This is a genomic window from Aquimarina sp. U1-2, assembly GCF_017897595.1.
Lineage (GTDB): Bacteria > Bacteroidota > Bacteroidia > Flavobacteriales > Flavobacteriaceae > Aquimarina.
Genome location: NZ_JAGKIK010000017.1, coordinates 21,982 through 44,505 on the forward strand (window position 1 = coordinate 21,982; position 22,524 = coordinate 44,505).

General features: G+C 38.4%; 8 protein-coding genes. 5 read left to right on the plus strand and 3 right to left on the minus strand.

Translation table 11 applies throughout. The features are described from left to right. Positions 1 to 17 precede the first annotated feature (17 nt). From J8281_RS16745 to J8281_RS16755, 3 genes are all read left to right on the plus strand, one after another. Positions 18 to 11,369, plus strand: coding sequence for a T9SS type B sorting domain-containing protein (locus J8281_RS16745; RefSeq protein ID WP_210198808.1), 11,352 nt, complete (start codon positions 18 to 20; stop codon positions 11,367 to 11,369). A gap of 93 nt (positions 11,370 to 11,462) precedes the next feature. After that, positions 11,463 to 12,419, plus strand: a complete 957-nt coding sequence (locus J8281_RS16750; protein ID WP_210198809.1) for a type IX secretion system membrane protein PorP/SprF — start codon at positions 11,463 to 11,465, stop codon at positions 12,417 to 12,419. Between the two features lie 586 nt (positions 12,420 to 13,005). Further along, positions 13,006 to 14,289 (plus strand): CoF synthetase, encoded by a 1,284-nt coding sequence (locus J8281_RS16755; RefSeq protein WP_210198810.1) that lies wholly within the window; start codon positions 13,006 to 13,008, stop codon positions 14,287 to 14,289. Here J8281_RS16755 and J8281_RS16760 read toward each other — a convergent pair. From J8281_RS16760 to holB, 3 genes are all read right to left on the minus strand, one after another. Further along, a complete protein-coding gene (locus tag J8281_RS16760) occupies positions 14,267 to 15,463 on the minus strand; it encodes an ATP-grasp domain-containing protein (protein WP_210198811.1) in 1,197 nt (398 codons plus the stop codon). The genes J8281_RS16755 and J8281_RS16760 overlap by 23 nt on opposite strands. Before the next feature lie 109 nt (positions 15,464 to 15,572). After that, the gene (locus tag J8281_RS16765; protein ID WP_210198812.1) at positions 15,573 to 15,971 is read right to left on the minus strand and encodes a DoxX family protein; all 399 of its coding nucleotides are present in this window, start codon (positions 15,969 to 15,971) and stop codon (positions 15,573 to 15,575) included. A 309-nt stretch (positions 15,972 to 16,280) separates the two neighbouring features. Continuing rightward, entirely contained in the window at positions 16,281 to 17,438 is a 1,158-nt protein-coding gene (gene holB / locus J8281_RS16770; RefSeq protein ID WP_210198813.1) for a DNA polymerase III subunit delta', read from the minus strand. Positions 17,439 to 17,862: 424 nt separating this feature from the next. Here holB and J8281_RS16775 point away from each other — a divergent pair, with 424 nt between their 5' ends. Next, positions 17,863 to 21,813 carry a DUF6443 domain-containing protein gene (locus J8281_RS16775; RefSeq protein ID WP_210198814.1) on the plus strand — a complete coding sequence of 1,317 codons (3,951 nt, stop codon included), beginning with the start codon at positions 17,863 to 17,865 and terminating at the stop codon, positions 21,811 to 21,813. Then, on the plus strand, positions 21,804 to 22,499 hold the full coding sequence (locus J8281_RS16780) for a hypothetical protein (RefSeq protein WP_210198815.1): 696 nt from the start codon (positions 21,804 to 21,806) through the stop codon (positions 22,497 to 22,499). The genes J8281_RS16775 and J8281_RS16780 overlap by 10 nt, the downstream gene beginning before the upstream one ends. Positions 22,500 to 22,524 lie beyond the last annotated feature (25 nt).

Genomic DNA, 22,524 nt, shown 5'->3' on the forward strand with positions numbered 1-22,524 from the left:
CACTAAATACTCAGCTTATGGAACGGAAATTACACTATAATAAGCAAGTACTAATACTTCTATTGATTTTTACAGGATATTTTTCTGCTTTTAGTCAAATACGAGCTCCTTCGAGCGTACCTTTTGAAGTAGTTCCTAATAGTACGCATGAAATACGAGGGGAACTCAAAATGATAGGTAATACTATTATATCTCCTACAATTAGAGGAAATGGTAGTACTCGAAACCCTAATGACCCTTATAATTTTAGAGATGTTGAAAATGGGCAACACAGAGCTTATGGATATATCGATGTAGATAGCGATCCTAATACTGAAAGTTCTAGTAGTGCCGATTTCGTAAGAAATTCCACTTGTGGACAAGTCGTATATGCCGGATTATATTGGAGTGCAACCTATTATGATGTAAATCAAACTACCGTATTAAGTAATGGGGATCTGCGTCCCAATTATGAAACTGCAATACAACCAGACCCAAGAGATCCTTATAACGTTATCAAATTTAAACCCCCTAATGCAGGCGGAAATTATCGTAACGTCACAGCAGACAGAATTTTATATGATGGGTATCCGGGTTCTCCTTTTAATCCAAATTTTGGACCTAATGATACTACGGGCGCGCCAAGTGATCCTAATTGGCCTAATATAAATACAAATGCGGTGGTAGATATGCCCTATCACTGTTATGCTGATGTTACTAGTATCGTACGAGAATCTACAAATCCTGATGGAACTTATTTTGTTGCAGACCAAAAGGCTACTGTAGGTCCTATAGTTGATCTTTCAAGTGGTAGAAGTGGTTCTAGAAATGACCTTGCTGCAGGATGGACATTAGTTATTATTTACGAAGACCCTTCATTACCAAGAAAATATATTAGTAGCAATTATGGTCTGGCAGCAATTTCTCAAGAAATAACAGGCACTGTAGACTTTACGTATTCAGGTTTTACCACGCTACCTACGCCTCTGGCTGTAAACGCAAGATATGGCATTGGTACGTACGAGGGGGATCAAGATATCCCTAGAGATAATTTACAAGTTGAATATCAACCCTTTGGATCAAATAATTTTCAAAACGTTTCTGTAGGTCCGGAAAATTTAGCGGGAAACTTTTTCGATAGTACCATTACTGTAGATGGCGATAATTATTTGAGTAGAAATCCGGCTTCAGAAAACTGTTTGGGATACGATGTAGACATATTTCCGCTTCAAGAAAGTAATAGTTTAGCTCAAAATGTCATTATTGGTAATAGTCAGAATGCAGTAAACTTTAGATTGATCACAGGCTCTGACAAATATCAAGTATTCGTAAACACATTCGAAGTAGAGATTATTGCACCAGAGTTAGTAATGATCAAAAGAATTTTGAGGGCAGATGCATCAGAACCTTCAGGTTTTGAAGATATTACTGATGGTAACGTTAACTTTAATGAAGAAATATTTTACGATATCACCATTCAAAACGTAGGAAATGAAGATCTTATTAATACTACAATTCTTGATATCCTTCCGGTTAATATAGACTTTGTAGATTTTGACGTGGTAAGCCCGGGTATTACCCTATCACGTAATACGTCGCCTACATTTACACGACCCGGTGATGGAAGGGTTTTCGACACACCCAATGGTTCGATTTTTCTAGAACTTGATGATAACATTGTTAGAAAGGACGACCCTGCGGTCACTTTTAGATTTAGGGTACGAGTAGTAGAAGATTGCGCTTCTTTGCGCGACGCTTGTTCAAACGAAATAAGAAATGTAGCGGCATCGCAATATACAGGGGTAATTTCAACAGTTACAGATGAAGCCGATAGTGTTGTAGAGCGCGACGATTGCGAATTTAATGTTGTGGGGGCTTCAACATTTCTAATTAATGAAGGAACCTGTTTTGATGAAGCTGATACTGCTCGCCTTTGTGATAATAGAGCAACACTACAAGGAGGTGAAGGTTTTGATACCTATCGATGGACTCGGGCAGATGATCCAACCGATTCATCATTCCCAAGAACTACCCAGGATATTGTAGTAACAGAGGCAGGTACGTATGTGGTTGCCACTACAAGTGTAGATTGCCAAGATACCAGAAGGCAATTTGTAGTAGAAGAACAAAGTGTACCCGTTAATCCTATTGCTAATATTGCACGAGACATTATAAGTAATCCCGATGATTACCCAAATGCCAACGGTAATTTTCGATTATGTGGTTCTACAAACGAAGAGGTTGCCGAAATTTTCTTATGTGGCTCGGGCACTTTAAATTTAGATTCTGGTTTAGGAGATACTACAGTTTGGCAGCGACTACGAAATGGAGCATGCCCAGATGTACCACGAGATCCAGATTGTCCTACCGAGGCTACTGGATGTGATGATTTCTGGGATCAAGTTTTTGTTGGAGAAACTTTTGTCTTGGATCCTTCTACAGGAGATGTAAGCGGAGAATATAGAATATTAACTACCGTAGATGGCGATTGCCCTGATGAAATCTATTTTAACGTTTTTCAAAGTAATTTTTCTCCGGAAATTAGACCTGTAAGAGATATCATCTGTGGAACTCCGGGAGCTTTAGAAGTTCGAGAGACACCTAATCAATTTGAATACCAGTTGGTTTTTAATGGAACCCCTATCGGTGGTTTTCAAGAAGAAAGACTTTTTGAAAATCTTACCAATCCTGGTTCATATGCAGTTGATGCAAGAGAGATCAACGGACCCGCAGGAGCCTGTGTATTTCGTTCAAATAGTATTACAATTAATGCGGTAGACCCAATTGTAGAGGCCACAGTTACCAGGCAGCCTAGCTGTTTAAACGGTACAACAGATAACACCACAGGTAGAATTGAAGTTCGAGTTACAGGTGGATTGCCCACGTATCGTTATGTGCTTACCGACGGCCCTGCAGGGTTTATCGATAGAGAAATTTCTGGTTCTGCCGATCCTACGGCAGAGTTTAGTGGATTGTTACCAGGTAATTATACCTTAAATGCATATTCAGATGACGATGACGACGATACAAATTGTTTTGATACGATAAGTGATTTAATTATTAATCCGGGAAATCCATTAACAGTTTCGGTGACTAGAGAAGCAAATCTTGCTTGTAATCCAGATTTTAATCCCGGTCCAGTACCACCAGGTGAAGAGGATACTATTGATGATGCTCGCTATGTTGCTTTTGTAGACTTAACGATTACCTCGACGCCAGATTCTGGAAATTATAGGTTTAGTACAAATAGTAACTTTAGTCTTTCTGCTTTTTATATCACTCCTGTCGAGGTTACAGGGAATGTATATAGATTTAGATTTGAAACTGCAGCTTCAGTTACAATATATGTTCAGGATAGAACTGCAGGTTGTACAGCAAATGGCGCTACGACTATAAACGATGTTGTCGAAATTGAAGCCACAGCTACAGTCATAAATCCACCATGTTTTAATGAATTAGGAGCGATAGATGTAAACGTGACTGCGGGTAGCGGGCCATTTACTTTTCTAATAGATGGAAACCCGGCAACACCAGCGACTTCGCCTGGTACGGCAGACGGTCTTGGAAATTATATTTTCGAAAATATTGATCCGGCAACAAGCCTTGTAGTTACGGTTCAAAACGGTGTTGCTTGTGATGAGGAGCTGGACCCTGTAAGTTTTACAGTTCCTGATGAGATCGTAATTACCTTGGGCGACGTGACAGAATTAAGCTGTCCTGTGGGTCCAAATGCTGCTGTAGAAGTTAGAAATATCGAAGGCGGTTCAGGAACGTATGAATATAGTCTTGATGACCCCAATGGAACCTATACAGCTGTAGGGACCCTTCCTTTTACGATAACTAATATTGCTGATTCGGGACCTCATGTAGTTTATGTTAGAAATGTAGTTACTGCACCAACGCCGTCATGTCGTGCTAGCGCATCATTTCAAGTTCAACCGCTTAGAGAGGTTGACGAAGTTATTGTAACAACTGGAAATGTAAACTGTACTGCAGAAACTACTGAAGTAACGCTTTCTGCCAATCCTACGTTACCCTCTGGGGCTACATACTCATTTACTGTTACCCCGGCAGCACTGGTAACCGCAGGAGTTTATACTTTGGATAATGGTACTTCATATACTATTGAAGCAACAAGGTCTGATAGCAATTGTACCGCGCAAACTATTTTTCCTCCAACAAATATACCGGTAGCCGTAATTTCAGATCGACGACAAATTAGTCAGGTTTCTTGTAATGGTGGTAACGACGGAGTGTTTGAATTTACGGTTAGTAATGGTAGTACTACTGATCCAGTAACATCGTTTGATTATACCATCACAGGCCCTGGAACCAACATTACTGTCAATAATAATACAACAAATCCAGTAACAATTACAGGTTCTGCAACGACACCTATTGTTGCCGGTACCTATACAATTACAATAACCGATAGAAGTTTAGGTGCCGGATCTACAGGATGTACAGACACCCAAACCGTTGTGATTACACAACCTGATGCGATTACGTTTACGCCTAATATTACCGATCAGGACTGTGCTACTAATTTAAACGAAGTTTCGGTTAGTAACGTTACAGGGGGTAATGGTCCAACGTATACATTCCAAGTATCACACCCAACTAATGGTACTTTTGGTCCAGCATCAGTTGCAGACGCTATAGGTGGAGTACCTAACATAGATCCTGCAGATCCTGTACAAGAATATACTGTTACTGTATTTGATGTTACCGGAACAGCATGTAGTGCCTCATCGCCATTAACCATTACTCCATTAACACCATTAGAGGTAGAAATTGATGAGAATTCTGATATCTGTTTAGATGCTACTGCCAGTTCGGTTAGCTTTACCATAAATGTAGACCCAAACAGTAATGGTAGTATTGGTAATCCTCCATATAACTATACAGTCTCTAGAGACGGAACGCTGGTTCAGACCAACACTGTTGTAGCTGGGCCTCCTATTGTAACCGATACGTTCTCTCAGCCTGGTGCCTATGAAATTGTCTTTAGAGATAGTGAAGGTTGTGAGGTTATTTTAAACCAAACTGTGGCACCGTTATTAACATTAACAGCTAGAAGAGTTAATGATCTCATCTGTGATCCTAGCACAGGGGCCAGTATAGATGGTGAGTTTGAGCTTACGATTGCCGGAGGAACTGCAAACTATGATATCACCTACGAAAACACTACTACATCAACGACCGGTAATGTAGCACTAGGTGTTACAACTACTGCAAGCCCTATCACTTTTAATAGTGCTGATGCAGGAAACTATATCTTCACGGTAACCGATAGAGCTGGTTCAACAGGAACACGATGTGTAGCTACAGATACTGGTGAGTTGACTGATCGTACCACTCCTACAATCACTGCTCCAGATGTAAATCTAACCTGTGATGGAGATTTAGGAACGGTAACAATCACAGTAACCGGACCAGAAACAGAATATTTTGTACAGTTTGATGATAATGATCCAGGTACTACAGATGCATTTGTACAAACAGTTTCTAATCAAGTACAAATCCCTAATGTGCCTGCCAATACAGGAGCTACAACGGCTGATCCAAATTTCGAATATAACATTACAGTAAGAGATAGTAGAGGATGTTTGCATACTGATGCAGTACGGGTAATTTCTCCAGGTCCAATTGTAGAATTTGATAGAGATGAAATTCCAATAACTTGTGATAATTCAGTTACTCCATCTATTACAATACCCGGTAGTATTCGTTTAACTATTGTAGATAGAGGCGCATTACAATATACCTATACACTTGTTGATGATTCTGATGTTGCCGCTGTACCATTAATACCATCAACGAACACTTCATCCGCCAACCCGGCTACAGTGACATCAAATACTATCGTATTCAATGACACACCAGCAGGACAATATTACATTTTTGTTGAAGATGTTAATGGGTGTTCTGAGCGTATAGGCCCATTTACAGTGGCATCAGACCCTAGTGACCTTACAATTATTTCTACTACAATAGCAACATGCCCAGCTTTGGTAACTCTGAATGTTCAGGTAGTTGATGGTGTTGGTCCTTTTGCTATTGAGATTTTAGACCCTTCGGGATCGACATTACATGTTGATGGGCCACCTTTAAACGGATTACCAACTCCGTCTGGAGGTATCCCTGAAAGAAATCATAGTGCTCCGCTTTTACCTTTCAATACACGATATGAGGTTAGAATTGAAGATACAGGATCTAATTGTATTTTCGTACAATTTGTAGATCCGGTATCACCGCCGTCAGAACCCAATTTAATTGATCTTGCTACCACGTCTATAAGCTGTAATGATGGAGATCCAATTACACCATTACCAGAGGATGGAACCTTTACATTTACTATTGATGTAAGCTCTTTAGGAACCGCTCCACCTGTAACTCAAGTTTCATGGGCAGTATTTGAAGTGGGTTCTGGAGCACCCGCAACCGGAACAAATACCACAGGTACTGCAGCAGTAGGGGCTGTTGATATAACAGAAACAGTAACAGACCTGCCTGCAGGTTTATATTATATTGAAGTTCAAGAAGATGATGGAACCTTATGTCCAACTAGGGAGGATTTCGAAATTGAAATCCCAGATCCAATAGTATCTCAAGCTAATAATCCAAGAGTAGCTATTTGTGATACCGAAGTAGCTTTCTCTATAACGACCAATGGAGGTACACCTACGGGGGGTAGTAACACCACTGATGAAGGATATAGATATGCTAGAGAAGCAAGAGGTAGTTTTACGCCGCCTGCGGTACCACCGCTAACATCGTTTACCTTCGATGCTACTACAATTAATGATCCCTTTACTATAGACCCTAGTGTTGCAACAGATCTTCAATGGGATATTTATACGGTAGATGACAATAACTGTATCGTAGGACCATTACAAATTGATATTGATGTCACACCAGGTCCATCGATCGATGTAAATCCAGGAGTTGTATCTAATCCGTGTGCATTGAGTGATTATACCATAACCATTGAAACATCGGCAGATCCATTGGCATTAAATTCTAACGGAAATATTTTCTATGGATTTGATGATGGTACAAACCCTATTGTTTTTGATGAAGCACCACCGGGTAGTTATACATATACCTTCCCAACGGCGGGTACTTATGATTTAGTGGTTCAGGATAATAATGGATGTGAAGCACCTAGACCAACAATCACGGTGTTCCCACAAGTTGATATTACGGCAACGTTTATCACACCACCTGATTGTACTACAGCTCCTCCTCTAGGTATTATAGAGACTACTTTAGACCCTGACGGTTTGGGATTAATAGGATCAGGAGCTACTAACCATACTTATACGCTTATTGATGTAGCTACTGGGCTACCGGCAGTTGGAGTTGTCAATGCAGGAGCAGGAAGATTTGAGCAAGTTCCTGCGGGTGAATATACTGTAAGATTAGAGGATTCAGGTATGGGAGCTGCCGGAGTTTCTTGTCCTTTTGAAACTACCGTAAGTATTGAGGCTCCTGATACACCTGATCTGGACAATACCTCAGGCATAACCAATACAAGTTGTAATGCAGCTTCTCCTGCTCCTGCTCCTGATACAGGATTAGGAGACGGTAGAATAGAAATTAGTCTAGTAGGGGGGCTTGATCCAACAGCAACCTATCAATATGAAATCACTGGATCTGTTACTTTGGGAGTAACCCGACCACTTCAGGATAGCAATATCTTTAATAATCTGGCTGCAGATACGTATACTGTACGTGTTGTAGTTACTGAAGAAAATGACCTAGGTACTACAGCAGACGATGTAGTGTGCGAAGATACTGCCGATTATGTAGTAGGTACCGCACCGGCAATAGTACTTTCAACACCAACGGTATCACCATTTAGTTGTGATCCGTCTGATAACAGTGAGCAGTTCCCAACGATTACCATAGAGGTTTCTGGGGGCACCCTTACTGCTAGTGGTAGTTATCGAGTTTCGTATACACGTCCTGCACCTCTATCACCAATTGTTGATGAAGTTGTAGTAGATGCAAATCCTATAACACCGGTAATAGAGTTTGAGACTATTGCCACAGTAGAAGGAAGCTATACATTCACATTTAAAGATAATAATAACTGTGAGTTGAGTACGACAGCAACCGTACCTGCATTTAATAGATTAACAAATGCATCTGTAGAAGTAACCGCTCCCGGAGGCACATGTGTAGCTTCAGAAGAAGTAACGGTTTCTATCGAAGGAGGTACTACAGGAGATACCTTTACGTTTGCCGAAATCACAGGTGCCGGTTTACCGGTTCAGTCTGGAATCCCATTTGATAATGATGCTACTTCGCCCTCGGTTGCAGAAACACAGGCAGTATTTACATTACCTAATCCACCAGATGAGTCTAGAACATATCGATTTAGAATTACTAACGATAATACGGGTTGTTATTTAGAAATTGATCATACTGCAGAACAAGTTGACTTTTTAGACGTGGTAGCTACGCAATTAAATCCTGAGCGATGTGCGGGCGATGCCGATGGTACCATACGGATCACTGTATCGGGATATTCTTTTGTAGATGTTACAGGCACCACCATTCTTGGAGGCGATATAACCTATACCATAATTGATCCTTCAACAGGTTTAGAAATTGTTGATGGAGTGGGAGGTCCTATTTCTGGATCTAGTGGTACATTGTCAATGCCAGGTGTAGATACCGAGACATTTGATCTGCCATTTGGAGCCACACAAGGCAACTATATCGTACGAGTGAGACAAGTTGGCAATCCACAATGTGAAGAAGAAGACACTGTAATTATTCTTGGACCTAACGAGCTTGAATTAATTGTACCGCCGTTTATAACGACGACATGTGATGTTCCGCTTAATAATGGATCATTTACAGCTAGTACCAACGGTGCTAGAGGTACGGTTACGTATACTATCCTCGAAACAGGTGCTACTTCAACCAATGGTACATTTACGGGACTTGCACCTACAGATCCTGTTACGCCTGCAACATTTACAGTAATAGCAAGAGACACGTTTACAGATCCAACAAGTCCAACGGGAACTTCGTTCTGTGAAGATACAGAGACCATAGAAGTGCGCCCTCCTGCTAATGATGTTACCATTACTGGTGTAAATACCGTAGATGTAACGTGTAGAGGAGATAGTGACGGAGAAATAGAAGTAATTGCAACAGGTACTGATCAACCATTGGAATACTCGATTACCCCGGTAATAACAGGTACAGAAAGCGCTAGGGTGGCCAACAACACGTTTACCGATTTAATTGCAGGAGATTATATTATTACGGTATACGACAGTTCTAATTGTACTGCAGTAACTACGCCACCAATTACTATAGTCGAACCAAACCTGGTTACGATACAGGTAGATGGTATTACAGATACCACATGTTCAATAGTTACGGCCGATGTAACTTTAACAGCTACATCAGATTTGGCAGCTCCATATACTGTAATTGCTAGAGATGTTACATTACGAGATGTAATTTCTACACCATCTAGTCCTATATCAGATGCAGATAGAGATAGACCATTTAGAACACCTTTAGCGACCAATGCTACGGGTACGGTTACGTTTTCTGCCGTTCCCGAAGGGATATATGAGTTCTATGCTGTAGATAGTAATGGCTGTGAGTCACAAAGAACAGGATCCGTAGTGATTACGGTTCCAGATCAAATACAAGCAACGTTAGATTTAGGTAACACTACTATTGTTTGTTTTGGTGAGGCTACCGCCTCTGTAAATACAAGTGCTATAAGCGGAGGATTAGGAAGCAATACCTATACTCTTACAGGAACTCCGGTAGATCCAGCTGCACCAGCAATAACATTAGGCCCGCAAGGAAGCCCGTTCTTTAACAATCTTCCTGCAGGTCAGTATACATATCGTATCGAAAGCGTGCCTGGCTCTGGATGTGAATTAGAAATTCCTTTTGAAATCACACAACCAGATACACCTTTTGAGGCCGAAGCCATTGCTGCCAATATTACATGTAATGGAGAAGAGGATGGAACCATTACCATTACAGCAACCGGTGGTAATGTAAACAGTCCTTATAGATTTTCTTTATTTAGAAGCACTGGTGAACGCGTATTTGAGTTTGTCTCAGACGAAGCTGATAATACCATAGGCAGTCATGTTTTTGAAGAATTATCAGAAGATTTGACAGGATATACAGTAATTGTCGAAGACGGATTAGGTTGTACGATACGTATTGAAAATCTCATTATACAAGAACCTGCTCCTATTTTGATAGATGTTACAGCAACCACAGGTGAAGTTTGTGCTGGTGATAATGATGGTACGGCTACTTTTTCTATCACAGGAGGAACTCCCGATCCTATTACTGGTTTACCTGTATATTTTTGGAGTATCGACGGTATTAATTTTGAGCCGGTAACTGATCCAACAAGCTTATTGGTTGAAAATTTACCTGCCGGAAGAAACACTATCTTTATTAGAGATGTAAATAACAGTCCTGATTGTGAAACCCCTAGAGAGTTTGAAATAGAACCTGGAGTGTTATTAGCTGCACAATTAGAATCAAGATTAATCTGCCCTGTTTGGAGCGATCCAACAGTAGATACCCCACCTTCAATACTCACACCACATAGAAATGAGGTAGAGTTTACTGTTTCTCCAGAAACAGAAGCACTAGGGGTAATTTACAGGTTAGTAAGAACTGATGGTTCTGCTGGTCCGGCAGAGTATTCTGGCTTCGAGCGAATTTTTGAGGTAACCCCAGGTAGCTATGATGCTATTATGTTATTTGAAATGTGCGAAAGAACTGTGGGTGTTATTGAAGTGCCACAGTACACGCCTCTAGACATACCTGTGGTACAAATGACAGGCAATCCCGAGGATCCTAATGAGTATGAGATTCTTGCAACAGGAGGAAATCGTTTAGATAGCGACCCATTTTACACGTTTTCTGTCGTATTGTTAGATGATGGCGGTACGGTTAATGATATCCAATATCCGGTAGAAGTAGATGGTAATACCTTCCGTGTGCGAGAGACTGGCGATTATTTAATTCGAGTTAGTGATGCGAATGGATGTGAAGTGTTGGTAATTACCAATCTTACATATATCAATATTCGTATTCCTAATTACTTTACGCCAAACGATCCTAATGCTACCCCAGAAGAAAGATTCTGGTATCCCAGACAGATCACACCAAATACAGACGATCCTTTCTTCTTTGAAAATATGGAAGTGAAGATCTTCGACAGGTATGGTAGAATGCTAGAAGAATTTAAAGGAAATCAGCAAGGATGGTCTGGTTTATATCAAGGAAAAGAACTGCCATCAGGAGATTACTGGTTTACAGTGATTCTTAACGATGTTGATAATAGAGAGTTTACTGGTCACTTTACTTTATATAGGTAATATATGAAGCATATGAGAGTTAATAAATAATATGGCCTAAGCCTAATGATTGAGAAAGAAAATAGCTGAATGGTCTATAATTTTAAATGTTAGATGAAGAAATATATTATAATAGCAAGTCTATTTGTAGGCTATTGTACTTTTGCGCAGGAGTTTTTTGCTCCTGTGCAAAACCAATATATTGCAGATAACCCTTATTTGATATCTTCTGCATATGCGGGTATCGGGGACTGTTGGCAAATCAGAGCTTCTGGTTTTGAGCAGTGGGTAAGTATTGAAGATGCTCCAGGAACACAATCGCTATCTATAGATGGTAGAATATCAGATCGATCCGGGGTAGGAGCTATCCTGTTTAACGATCAAAATGGTTTTACCACGCAAAGGGGTATTCAGTTATCGTTTGCTCATCATTTAACGCTAAGTGAATATAATAATCAATATCTTTCTTTTGGGATTAGTTATAAATTTACTCAATTTGGTATAGATACTTCAGAATTTAATAACGGAAATCCTGATGCACCTATAAATCCAGGCTTAGCCGATGTTTCTGTTAACGATTCTAACTTTGATATTGCTATGCTATATCGCTTAGGAAGATTCTTTTTAAGTGCCAACGCTGTAAATTTGTTGCAAAAAGAAATCGATGATTTTAACCCTACAGAGCCGTCTCAAATACAGAACTATTATATCTACACAGGTTATACTTTTTATCATCGATTTAGTGATTTGGAAATAGAACCTTCAATTTTGTATCAAAACTTTTCTGGTGATGGTCGTTCAACTACAGACCTGAATATTAAAGTACGAAAAATGTATCGTGAAGATTATTTATGGGCAGGGATTAGTTTACGATCACTTGTAGATCAAGATTTTAAACCACTCTCAATTTCACCAATGGTAGGGATAAAGAAATCAAATTTTTATGTGGCTTACGGCTATCAAGTAAATGTTAACGAAGTGCTGCAACCTACTACGTCTGCTGGTTCACATATGATTACTCTTGGTTTGGATTTTGGATGTAGACAAAGTAAGTGTGGATGTACTTACTAGGTGTATAAAAAGAAAACAGTACTTTTTAATTTCAATAATTCACCCTGAGGCTCTATCTCGGGGTTTTTTATTTCTCCCTTTCCTTTTTATTTGAGTAATTTTAACCCGATTTATGCATTAGAATTTCGTTATGAGGGTTGAAAATGCCATAAAACCAAGTGTTTTCTAAGTTTTAGCATAGCATCGCTATGGTGAAACTTAAAAATACAACGTAGTGATTGGTTTTGCAGCAGTTTCAAGCTGTAATAGATTTTCTAATGCCATAAAGCTGGTTTAAAGTGGAAGTGATATTACATCAAAATAAAAACCTGCGAAATATAGCTAAGGCCAGACCGAATGTAAAATTTGGTTTTATAAATTTTTATTTGCTCAAATTACAAGTATTGTCTACTATTGTAGCTACGATCAGCACGTAAAACAATCCTATAGCAATAGTTTAGGAATTAATACTATATTTTAAGGGGGAAGTGTACAGGTTTACTTTTACATTAGAAATGATAGTAATATACGTTGCTGATCAGGGATTAGGGATTAAAAAACTGTGGTGATTAGCGCTAGTAAAATTAGGGAAACATCTTTTTGGCTTTTGGATAGGTTGAAAGGAGAAAGGGTAAGCAGACATTATAAAGAAATTGCTTTTATAGATCAGAATTTGGATTCAGAACAATCTGCAATCCAACGTAGTCAATATATGCACAATATATTGAAGCATGCGGTACATACTACGCCTTTTTATAGGCAGTATAAGGGGTATACTTCTCTAACCGATTTTCCAGTTATACAAAAAACTAAGGTTCAAGAATGTTTTAATGACTTCAAATCTGACACCTATCTTTCTCAAGCAAAATTTAGAGTACACACAAGCGGATCAACCGGGATTCCATTTGAATTGTTTCAGGATGCCAATAAAAAGAAAAGAAATACAGCCGATACCATTTATTTCTTAAAAAAAGCAAATTTTAATATAGGTGAGCGGTTGTACGATTTGGAGGTGTGGAGAGGGATTAATATGAATAGCCCGGTTAAAGCCTGGCTACAGAATTTAAAATATATCGATATAACTGAATTTCATGACGAAAAAATTGAGAGCTTTTTACAGTCTATTAAAAATAAACGTTATCCTCAGCATTTTATAGGTTTTGCTTCGGCATACGAACATATATGCAAGTATTTAGACCGAACTCAAGCTAGTTTCTTTCATACCAAGATTGCTTCAATATTAGCGATTTCTGAAACACTAACAGACTATGTTAAAGAAACAATGCAAAAGTATTTTGGCGTTCCGGTTATTTCGAGATACTCAAACGAAGAAATAGGAATAATGGCTCAGCAAACTTACGACATGTATGACAAGAGATTTGAAATTAATTGGTCGAGCTACCACTTCGAAATTTTGAAGATGAATCAAGATGTTCCTGCCCAACTGGGAGAATTAGGTAGAGTAGTGGTTACCGATTTTTTTAATTACTGCATGCCGATGATACGTTATGATACCGGTGATGTAGCTAGTTTTGGAGCGAATTTTGGTAAAAATGATATTCCATCTCGATATTTTGAACGCATAGAGGGAAGAAAAATGGATATCGTGTATAATACACGCGGTCAAGTGATTTCTTCATTTATAGTATATACAAAGTTTTATAAATACTATAATCTTTTAAGGCAATATCAATTTGTTCAGGTCTCAGCAAACGAATATGTAGTAAAACTCAATACCGTTTCTTCTTTCAATTTTGAAAAAGAGCTCATCGATGATATTAAAAAAGATTTCGGACAAGATGCAATGATTCAAATAGCGTACGTCGACGAAATACCTGCACTTTCATCTGGCAAAAGAAAAAAAGTGGTTAATCTCTACAAATCGGCATAGGTTTTCTTTTATGTCCATTTTTTCTAACGTATAACAAAAGTAAATTTTTGGATCGATCTAAAAATTTAAAAATAGTTGGAGCCATATCGTATATAACAAACCTGAACTGGGTATTTCTTAGTATAAAAGTTACTTGCCGTAGAAAGAAAGGTCGTTTTCTTAGGGTTTTTACAAAACCTTTCAAATTAAGATATTTTTCATGCTTATACTGTGTTTTTTGTATTTCGTAACCTAGGGTTTGTTGTATCAATAAGTGCGGAAAATTAATCCCCATTAGACAAGACGCATCTACAGATGCCCAAAAACGAGGATTTAGCTCTATGATTTTGTAGGTATTGTCATTTTCGTCATATCGAAGATCCAAATGTGCAATACCATCCCAGCACAAAGAACGTATAAGATTTTCAACAACTTCAAGCAATTTCGGATTGTTGAGAAATTGTAAGCCTATTTGAGGAGCATAAGGGCTTTCTCCTTGCATATATCCTTTTTGGATGGTGTATGCTATAATTTTTCCGTCTTTTGCCAAAATACTACAATCAATATCATATCCTTCGATAAATTCTTGAACAATAATCGAGTAGTGTACAGTTTTACTCACATACTTTTGTAGCTCTTTCATATGAGTAAAAACGTGAATTCCTAAGCCTCCACCAAAACCCTCTAAAGGTTTCACAATAACAGGAAATCTAATTTCATTTAAAAAAGTAGTACTTAAATCATCACCCGGTTTATATGTAAAACTTTTAGGTATTGGGAGCTTATTTGTTGTGCAGTACCTCGCAAGTTTCCATTTGTTAATTGTGGTAGTAAATGTATTTAGGTCTGGTAAAGGGACCAGGCGACTTTTTTGATCCAGAGACTGTTTATTTTCTATTATTCTTCGAATACCTTTTTCGAATATAGGCATGATAACCTCTATGTTATTGTTTTTTACTTCGGCATTAATGGTTTGTATCCAAAGCCTATCATTTTGGGTAGCAGGATGGTAAATAAATTTAGATATATGTTTTGAAAACCGAACCGGATTCCATTTCAAAGAAGACATTACGAATATCGAGATACCAGGTATTTGACTAAGACAATTGACTACATAAATCAACAAATGACTTTCGCCATCGGGTATTAAAACAGCAATTTTCGTCGATTCTAAAGTTGATTTTTTTTGGTTCATGAGGCTCTCTTTACATTACAAAACCTAAAATAAGTATACCAAAACTGTAAGATAGATTGAATTTCATTACTTTCTGGTGTAGCTTGTTTTTTGATCATTCTCTAATATTTTAGGAAACAACCACATACATGCCAAATACGGTAACAATAAAATAGCAAGTAATCGTTAAAGCTCCTTGATAGTCTTTGGCTACTCGTTGTCCAAAAAGAAGCATTAGAAGCGTTATGCAAGCTAGAAACATAGCAAAAAAGGCAAAATATGTATTGTTGTATACAAGCAAATAATAGATACCTATAATAGAATATATTGCAGTTATGATCTCAACCACTAAAATCGTTGCGAGCAATAACGGAACCATATTGGCCATAAACGTCTTGGCAAAATGACCTTTCAGCCATTCTAGATTTCCTCTCCAATCTACCAATTTGTCAATTCCGGATTGTAAAAAGGTGATCAATAGAAAGAGCAAAATAATAATAGCAACACTATGCGTCATAAAATTGTCCATGTCGTAATGATTTGATTTCAAATATAGGGTATATACAATCAAAAACCTGTAATACTAGTATCATCTCATTGAAATGAAAAATAGTAGTTAGTATATAGTACAGAGCATGGAGTATAATATACGAAGTAGCGCGTAATCATTCGAGTATTCCCTCCTTGAGGAGGGCAAGGGAGGTGTTTTTTAATTCAGAATTCTGCATTTCGAATGATGAATCCCTCATCACTCAAACCTCATTCCTCACTCACTCACCCACTCATATACTCATCATCTATGATAGATTTGCTATAAAATGGCAGTCAAACCAGATACTTAGGATCCATTTTTTTTATGAAGTAAGCGTGTAAGTTTTATGGATAAATCGGTTAGAATGATCTTCGCATTACCATTCCGCTCTATATGATATGCAGCATCTTGTAGCTCGGTACAAATATTGTTTATATTGCCTCCGTGAACAAAAGGCGCAAATTTTTCTAATATAAAGTCCTGAGTATTGGGCTCAAAAAAAACCAGGGACTCAGCACTATAGTTTACGAGCAAAGCTTGTCTAAAAAATTCGACACAATACTGTAAAAACCTCTTTTGTGTTTCTCTTCCTGTAGTGGCAATAGATTCGCTCCAGGTAATCAGGTCATTGATTGCCGCCTTATTTCCTTTGGCTTTAAAAGCTGTTCGTACCCACTGTATAAACCATGCTTCGAATTGATGATCGCCTCCATCTTGGTGTAGTAAATGTAAAGCTTTATTGTAATTTCCGTTTGCCTGGTGCGCTATCCTGGCGGCCTCTTTTTCGGATATATGTTCACTCTTTTGCAGTGCTTCTTTAATTACTTGCTCTCCTAGTGGAGGAAAATGCAAAACCTGGCACCTAGACCTTATGGTTTGCAAAAGCTGTTCTTCATCCTCGGTAATTAAGATAAATATAGTTTTTTCTGGAGGCTCTTCAATCAATTTTAAAAGCTTGTTAGATGCTGCGATATTCATTTTATCGGCCATCCAAATTAACATTACTTTATAGCCGCCTTCGTAACTTTTAAGAGACAGCTTTTTAACAATTTCCTGAGCTTCATCAACGCCTATTTGTCCTTGCTTTTTTTCAATACCAATAGCAACATACCAGTCAAAAACACTTCCATACGGATTTTCTTGAACAAAAGTTCGCCATGCTTCTGCAAATTGATCTGATGTAGCATGTTTTTTTACGTTGGCATTAGTCGAGACAGGATAGACAAAATGGAGATCGGGATGCGCCAAACGATTAAATTTTGTATTGCAAGCGGTGTTCCCTTCAGCATTTTCACCATGCCGATTTTGGCATAGAATGTATTGAGCATACGCTATAGCAGCGGGTAGGGTACCACTGCCACTGGGACCAACAAAAAGTTGTGCGTGCGGAATCCTTTGGCGATCTGCACTGGTGGTTAGATAACTTTTGATATGGGTAAGGCCTAAAATTTCGGAAAAAAGCATGAACAAATATAAGGTAATTCTAGCAGCTAAATTTAAGTATCAAAGGTTTGCTTAACAGTTGGCATTTTTAAAATATTCCGAAACTAAAAGTTAACAAAATCAAAAATAGGCACTAAAATTTTAAGAGATGTTTACCTCGATAAAATACACACGTTGTACTTCAGAAATTCTAAAAAAACTAATATTGAGGCTGTTATTAAGGCATATATTCGAAAAATTGGAATAAGATCGATGTATGACTTCATATACTAAAAATATGTTAAGGTTAATTTTTTTAACATACCCATTTCAAATATCTGTTTAGTTTTAAATCACAATTACTACCTACCCCAACCAAAAATAACATTAAGTTTATCAGTAAGACCATACGATTAGGATCTGTACCAACAAGATCTTATGGGTAAACCTTTTAAAACCGAAATCAATGAAACCACTTTTTTACCTTGGGATAGCTTTAGGGCTTTCTAACCTTCTTAAAGCACAATCCACCTATCAGAATTTTACGCAAACCATTGCTCCCAGAGAAGCATTAACTCAAGAAGAGGTCGATACTTTACTTACCAGCACACCAGAAATTAAAAATCAAAAATTATACAACACGGTATCCTATTACGATGGCTTAGGAAGAAAAAAGCAAACCGTTCAGGTAGGGGCGACATCTAATGGTAAAGATTTGGTACAGCATTATGAGTATGATCAGCTAGGCAGGCAAGAGCAGTCGTACCTGCCGTTTCCTAATGAGTATAGTAATAGTGGGGATTATCGAATTAACGCGGGTAATACCACAGTTAGTTACTATAGGAGACTTTTCAACGATACCCGGTCGTTTACACAAAATAGGTATGAACTATCGCCGCTCAATCGCATCTTAGAAACTGCAGCCCCTGGTGTACCTTGGCGATTGAATACACGACCCGATCATCGTAGAGATCGTACCGTCGAATATACCTATGACACTAATGTAGCAGAAGAAGTACGAAAATACGAATTAAACCTTAATGACAGTATTGTTATATCGTATTATGAACCAGGAACATTGCAAAAACAAAACGTACAAAACGAAAACTGGGTGCAGTATACCAATACCCGAATATTGAAAACTAACACTACCGATACGTATACCGATAAAATGGGTCGTATAGTAAGCACTGTATCCTATAATCTAAAAGGAATTTCTCTAAAAACGTATACGACTGCCTATGTATATGATGATTACGGAAATTTACGTGTTATGATCCCACCAGAAGCTGCTAAAGGTGACAAATTTACCCAGGGATTGTTAAATACAGTATGCTATCAATATAAATATGATCAATACAACCGCCAAATCGCCCAGAAAAATCCAGGAAAAGCCTGGGAATATGTGATCTATGACAATCTGGATCAACCAATCTTGGTACAAGATGGAAATTTGCGGGCTGCTCATCAATGGTTGTTTACTAAATATGATGCCTATGGGAGGGTGGTATACACAGGAACCTACCACAGCACCAAATCCAGAGAAGAATTACAAGCCGAAGTAGATCTTTTTTATGTGGAGAAAGGAGATGTTGCGGTTTACGAAGAACGTACCACGACTCCTGTTACCATTAATACCACAACTTTTAATTATACCAATATTGCATTTCCTGAAAATGATATCTCAGAAATCCTGTCTATAAACTATTACGACGATTACACCTTTAACGATCCCGATATACCAGCAATACAGGATACAATTGTAGGACAGGCAGTCACCCGCCGTACTTTAGGACTTGCAACTGCAGGTTGGATTAAAACCCTTGGGCAGGATACCTGGTCAAAAACCTATACCTTTTATGATGAAGAGGCAAGACCCATTCGCACCTATGAAAAAAATTATTTAGGCGGAACTACGTATGTAGATAACCAGCTGGATTTTACCGGAAAAGCGATAACAACAACCACACACCATCAACGCAGTGCTGTAGACCCTGTTGTAATGATAACAGATCGTTTTGACTATGATCACCGTGATCGCCTAACAGCACAATATCAAACCGCTGGTGAACGTCCTGAAGAATGTATTGCCGCCATGGAATATAATGAGTTGGGTCAGCTTGTTAAAAAGCACATTGGCGGTAATCCTTTTGCGGTAGGAGATCAAAACAAGCCGTTACAAACCCTGGACTATGAATATAATATTCGCGGGTGGCTTAGAAAGGTGAATAATACAGACGCACTGGGAAGTAGTGATCTCATGGCATATACGTTAAATTATCACCGTTATAAAGGAGCCCGACCGTTTAATAGTGATAGAAAGTACAATGGAATCATAAGTCAGATCTTGTTTAAAACACAAATAGATACGCTTAAAAAAGCATACAATCTGAGATACGATGACCGTGATCAATTAGAAGAAGCTTATTTTCATGACGTAAGTACTCATACAGACCTTAATCCATTTAAGCTTATTTTAAAATACGGCAGTTCCATTGACCATATTATCAGATTAGAAAGATTCAATCGTACCGGTAATCAAATTGATAATGTATCGGTAGGTTATAGTGGTTATCAGTATGAACCTAACGTATCTCCTTATTTTTCAGGTTATCAACCACTACAGATTACTGATACTGCCGATAAAAATACAGGTTTTATCGATTACGATGATGGTATACGTGGTTCTGAGTACATTTATGATCCCAGCGGCAATATGATACAAGACCTGAACAAAGGCATAAATCTTACCTATAATCACCTGGACCGTATTGAAACCGTTACTTTTGATAATGGTAGCACCCTAAACTTTACATATGATGCCACGGGGCAAAAGTTACGTAAAACGTATACCGATGGTGCATTTACGTCGCAGACCGATTGCCTAAATGGATTTCAGTACCAGGATGGGCAATTGCAGTTTTTTCATACGCCCGAAGGATATTTTGAGGCAGCACCCTCGACTTCTGTTCAAGCAGAAACATTAACATCTGGTCATAATGGTGGGCCTTCGGTAGCAAACCCTTCCCCCTCTGGGGGTCAGGTGGCCGGAATGTATGTTTACCAGTTTAAAGATCACCTGGGCAATGTACGTATATCGTATGCCGATCGCGATGGTGATGGGGTGGTCGATATTACGCGAGATGGTGTAGATATCGATGGTGATGGCGATTATAATAACGAGATCTTGCAGGCACAGGATTACGATGCCCTGGGGTATGAGTTGGACTATGGTCCCGATCATCCAAACTCATTAATCAACGGGATTGCCGAGCACCAGTACAAACTACAAGGCAAAGAATACCAACCCGAAGGTGACCTGGCACTCTACGATTTTGGCTCACGAATGTATGATCCTACGCTAGGCCGCTGGTGGAGCCAGGATCCCCAAAACCAGTTTGCCAGCCCATATACTGCTATGGGCAATAGCTGGCCTAATGCGGTGGATCCCGATGGGGAGTTTGTGTTTACAGCGCTTATCGCAGGTGCATGGTTAGGTATGATGCAAGGGATGATGAACAATCAAATGAACGGTAAATCCTTTGGCGATTTTGAAGGGATAGCCAAAGGTGTAGCTATAGGTGCTGCATCAGGTTTGGCAGGTGGAGCCGTTGGTAATGCAGTAGCAAGTGGTATATCTCCGTTAAGTGGTTTTTCTGGAGGTGCCTTAACGGGAGCTGCCGGTGGATTTACAGGCGGATTTGTAGCGGGTGCCGGTAATGCTTGGATGAATGGATCTAATTTTGGAGAAGGTTACGTATCTGGTTTAACCGGAGGAGCAATAGGTGGCCTTACCGCTGGTATTTTTGGTGGTATTTTCGGAGGTATGGATGCTATCAGCAACAATAAAGATTTTTGGACGGGCGAATGGAATGTAATTACAGGACATGGTATTGATGGAACAAATTCGTTTACAGACAATACAGAAGAAATTCTTAAAAAATGGGATGTTGAAAGGAGCATGAATTTACCTTACTCCCGTCAGGGTGGTTCTTATGACTGCGGTATTGCATGTAAAAAATCTATAGACAGTTATTTTGGAAATATAAATCAAAAAGCGATCAATGCTAAATATTTAGGGATAGCCAATCAAAATCAAGGATTATCAGATAGGTACATGCTTCAAATGTTTAGAGAAGGCGGGTATAGTGGAAATTTGTTTCAGGGCAATTTTAATAAACAAGAGGTTTTAAAATGGATGGTAGGAGAAATGCAGTTAAATCGAGCAGTACAATTAAGTACCCAGGTAATGAATCCTGGATACCAAAATAGTTATCACGCCACTTTAGTCAAAAAAGTGAAGTATTTATCAGATTTATCAAAATTTAAAATAACAGTTATGAACCCTAGTTCTGGAACTCGAGTAAATGTTAGAAATTTTAAAACCTATCATTCAATGTTTAGCATATGGAAATAAATAAAAACATTAAAAGAGTATTAATAGGATTTACATTAGGGTTCTGTTCATTGCAAGCTCAGGAAAAAGACTTTTCATCATTAGATTTAGATACAATGAGTCTACTAATAGGTATGTTTAACGATTATGGAGGAAGAACTTATGTGCCAAACCATCCTACATATAAATATTTGATCACAGATTTTTATAATGGTCAAACAGAAGCATTGAATCAATTTAGCAAGCATCTGAAAAACTCTGGTTTAGATATCAATCACTTTAATATTTTTAATGAGAACGATTCAATTATAAATCCGATGACTTTCATTTTATCTGAAAAATATCATCAACTTTTTCACAGTTACTATATATACAAGAAAGCCAATTTTCTACATACAGATGAACATGATAATGAGTACATTTTTTATTGGGGACGGCTTAAAAGATCGAAGTTTAAAACCAGAAAACAAAAACTAATGTTTCTAAAAGGGGCTTTCATTAGAGAGGGGAGAGTTAATCAAAAAGGTCAATACCAATACAGATTGGCAAACTCAGGCACTAAAATAACAATGATTCGAAAGTTTTTGAGGCAAACTGGTTCAAAAATAATAGAGTATAAAATAGCTGAAAATAATACACCTACTGGTCAAACTATCACTTTTGAGCCATCTGATGAGCTAAAAAATTTATTAATTGGAGATTATTAGAAAACCACTTTTCAAATTCTCTCTT

Excerpts from the sequence above, each read along its gene's own strand:
- J8281_RS16775 (WP_210198814.1), top strand. The coding sequence starts at position 17,863 with ATGAAACCACTTTTTTACCTTGGGATAGCTTTAGGGCTTTCTAACCTT.
- J8281_RS16780 (WP_210198815.1), top strand. The coding sequence starts at position 21,804 with ATGGAAATAAATAAAAACATTAAAAGAGTATTAATAGGATTTACATTA.
- J8281_RS16760 (WP_210198811.1), bottom strand. The coding sequence starts at position 15,463 with ATGAACCAAAAAAAATCAACTTTAGAATCGACGAAAATTGCTGTTTTA.
- J8281_RS16750 (WP_210198809.1), top strand. The coding sequence starts at position 11,463 with ATGAAGAAATATATTATAATAGCAAGTCTATTTGTAGGCTATTGTACT.
- J8281_RS16745 (WP_210198808.1), top strand. The coding sequence starts at position 18 with ATGGAACGGAAATTACACTATAATAAGCAAGTACTAATACTTCTATTG.
- J8281_RS16765 (WP_210198812.1), bottom strand. The coding sequence starts at position 15,971 with ATGGACAATTTTATGACGCATAGTGTTGCTATTATTATTTTGCTCTTT.
- holB (WP_210198813.1), bottom strand. The coding sequence starts at position 17,438 with ATGCTTTTTTCCGAAATTTTAGGCCTTACCCATATCAAAAGTTATCTA.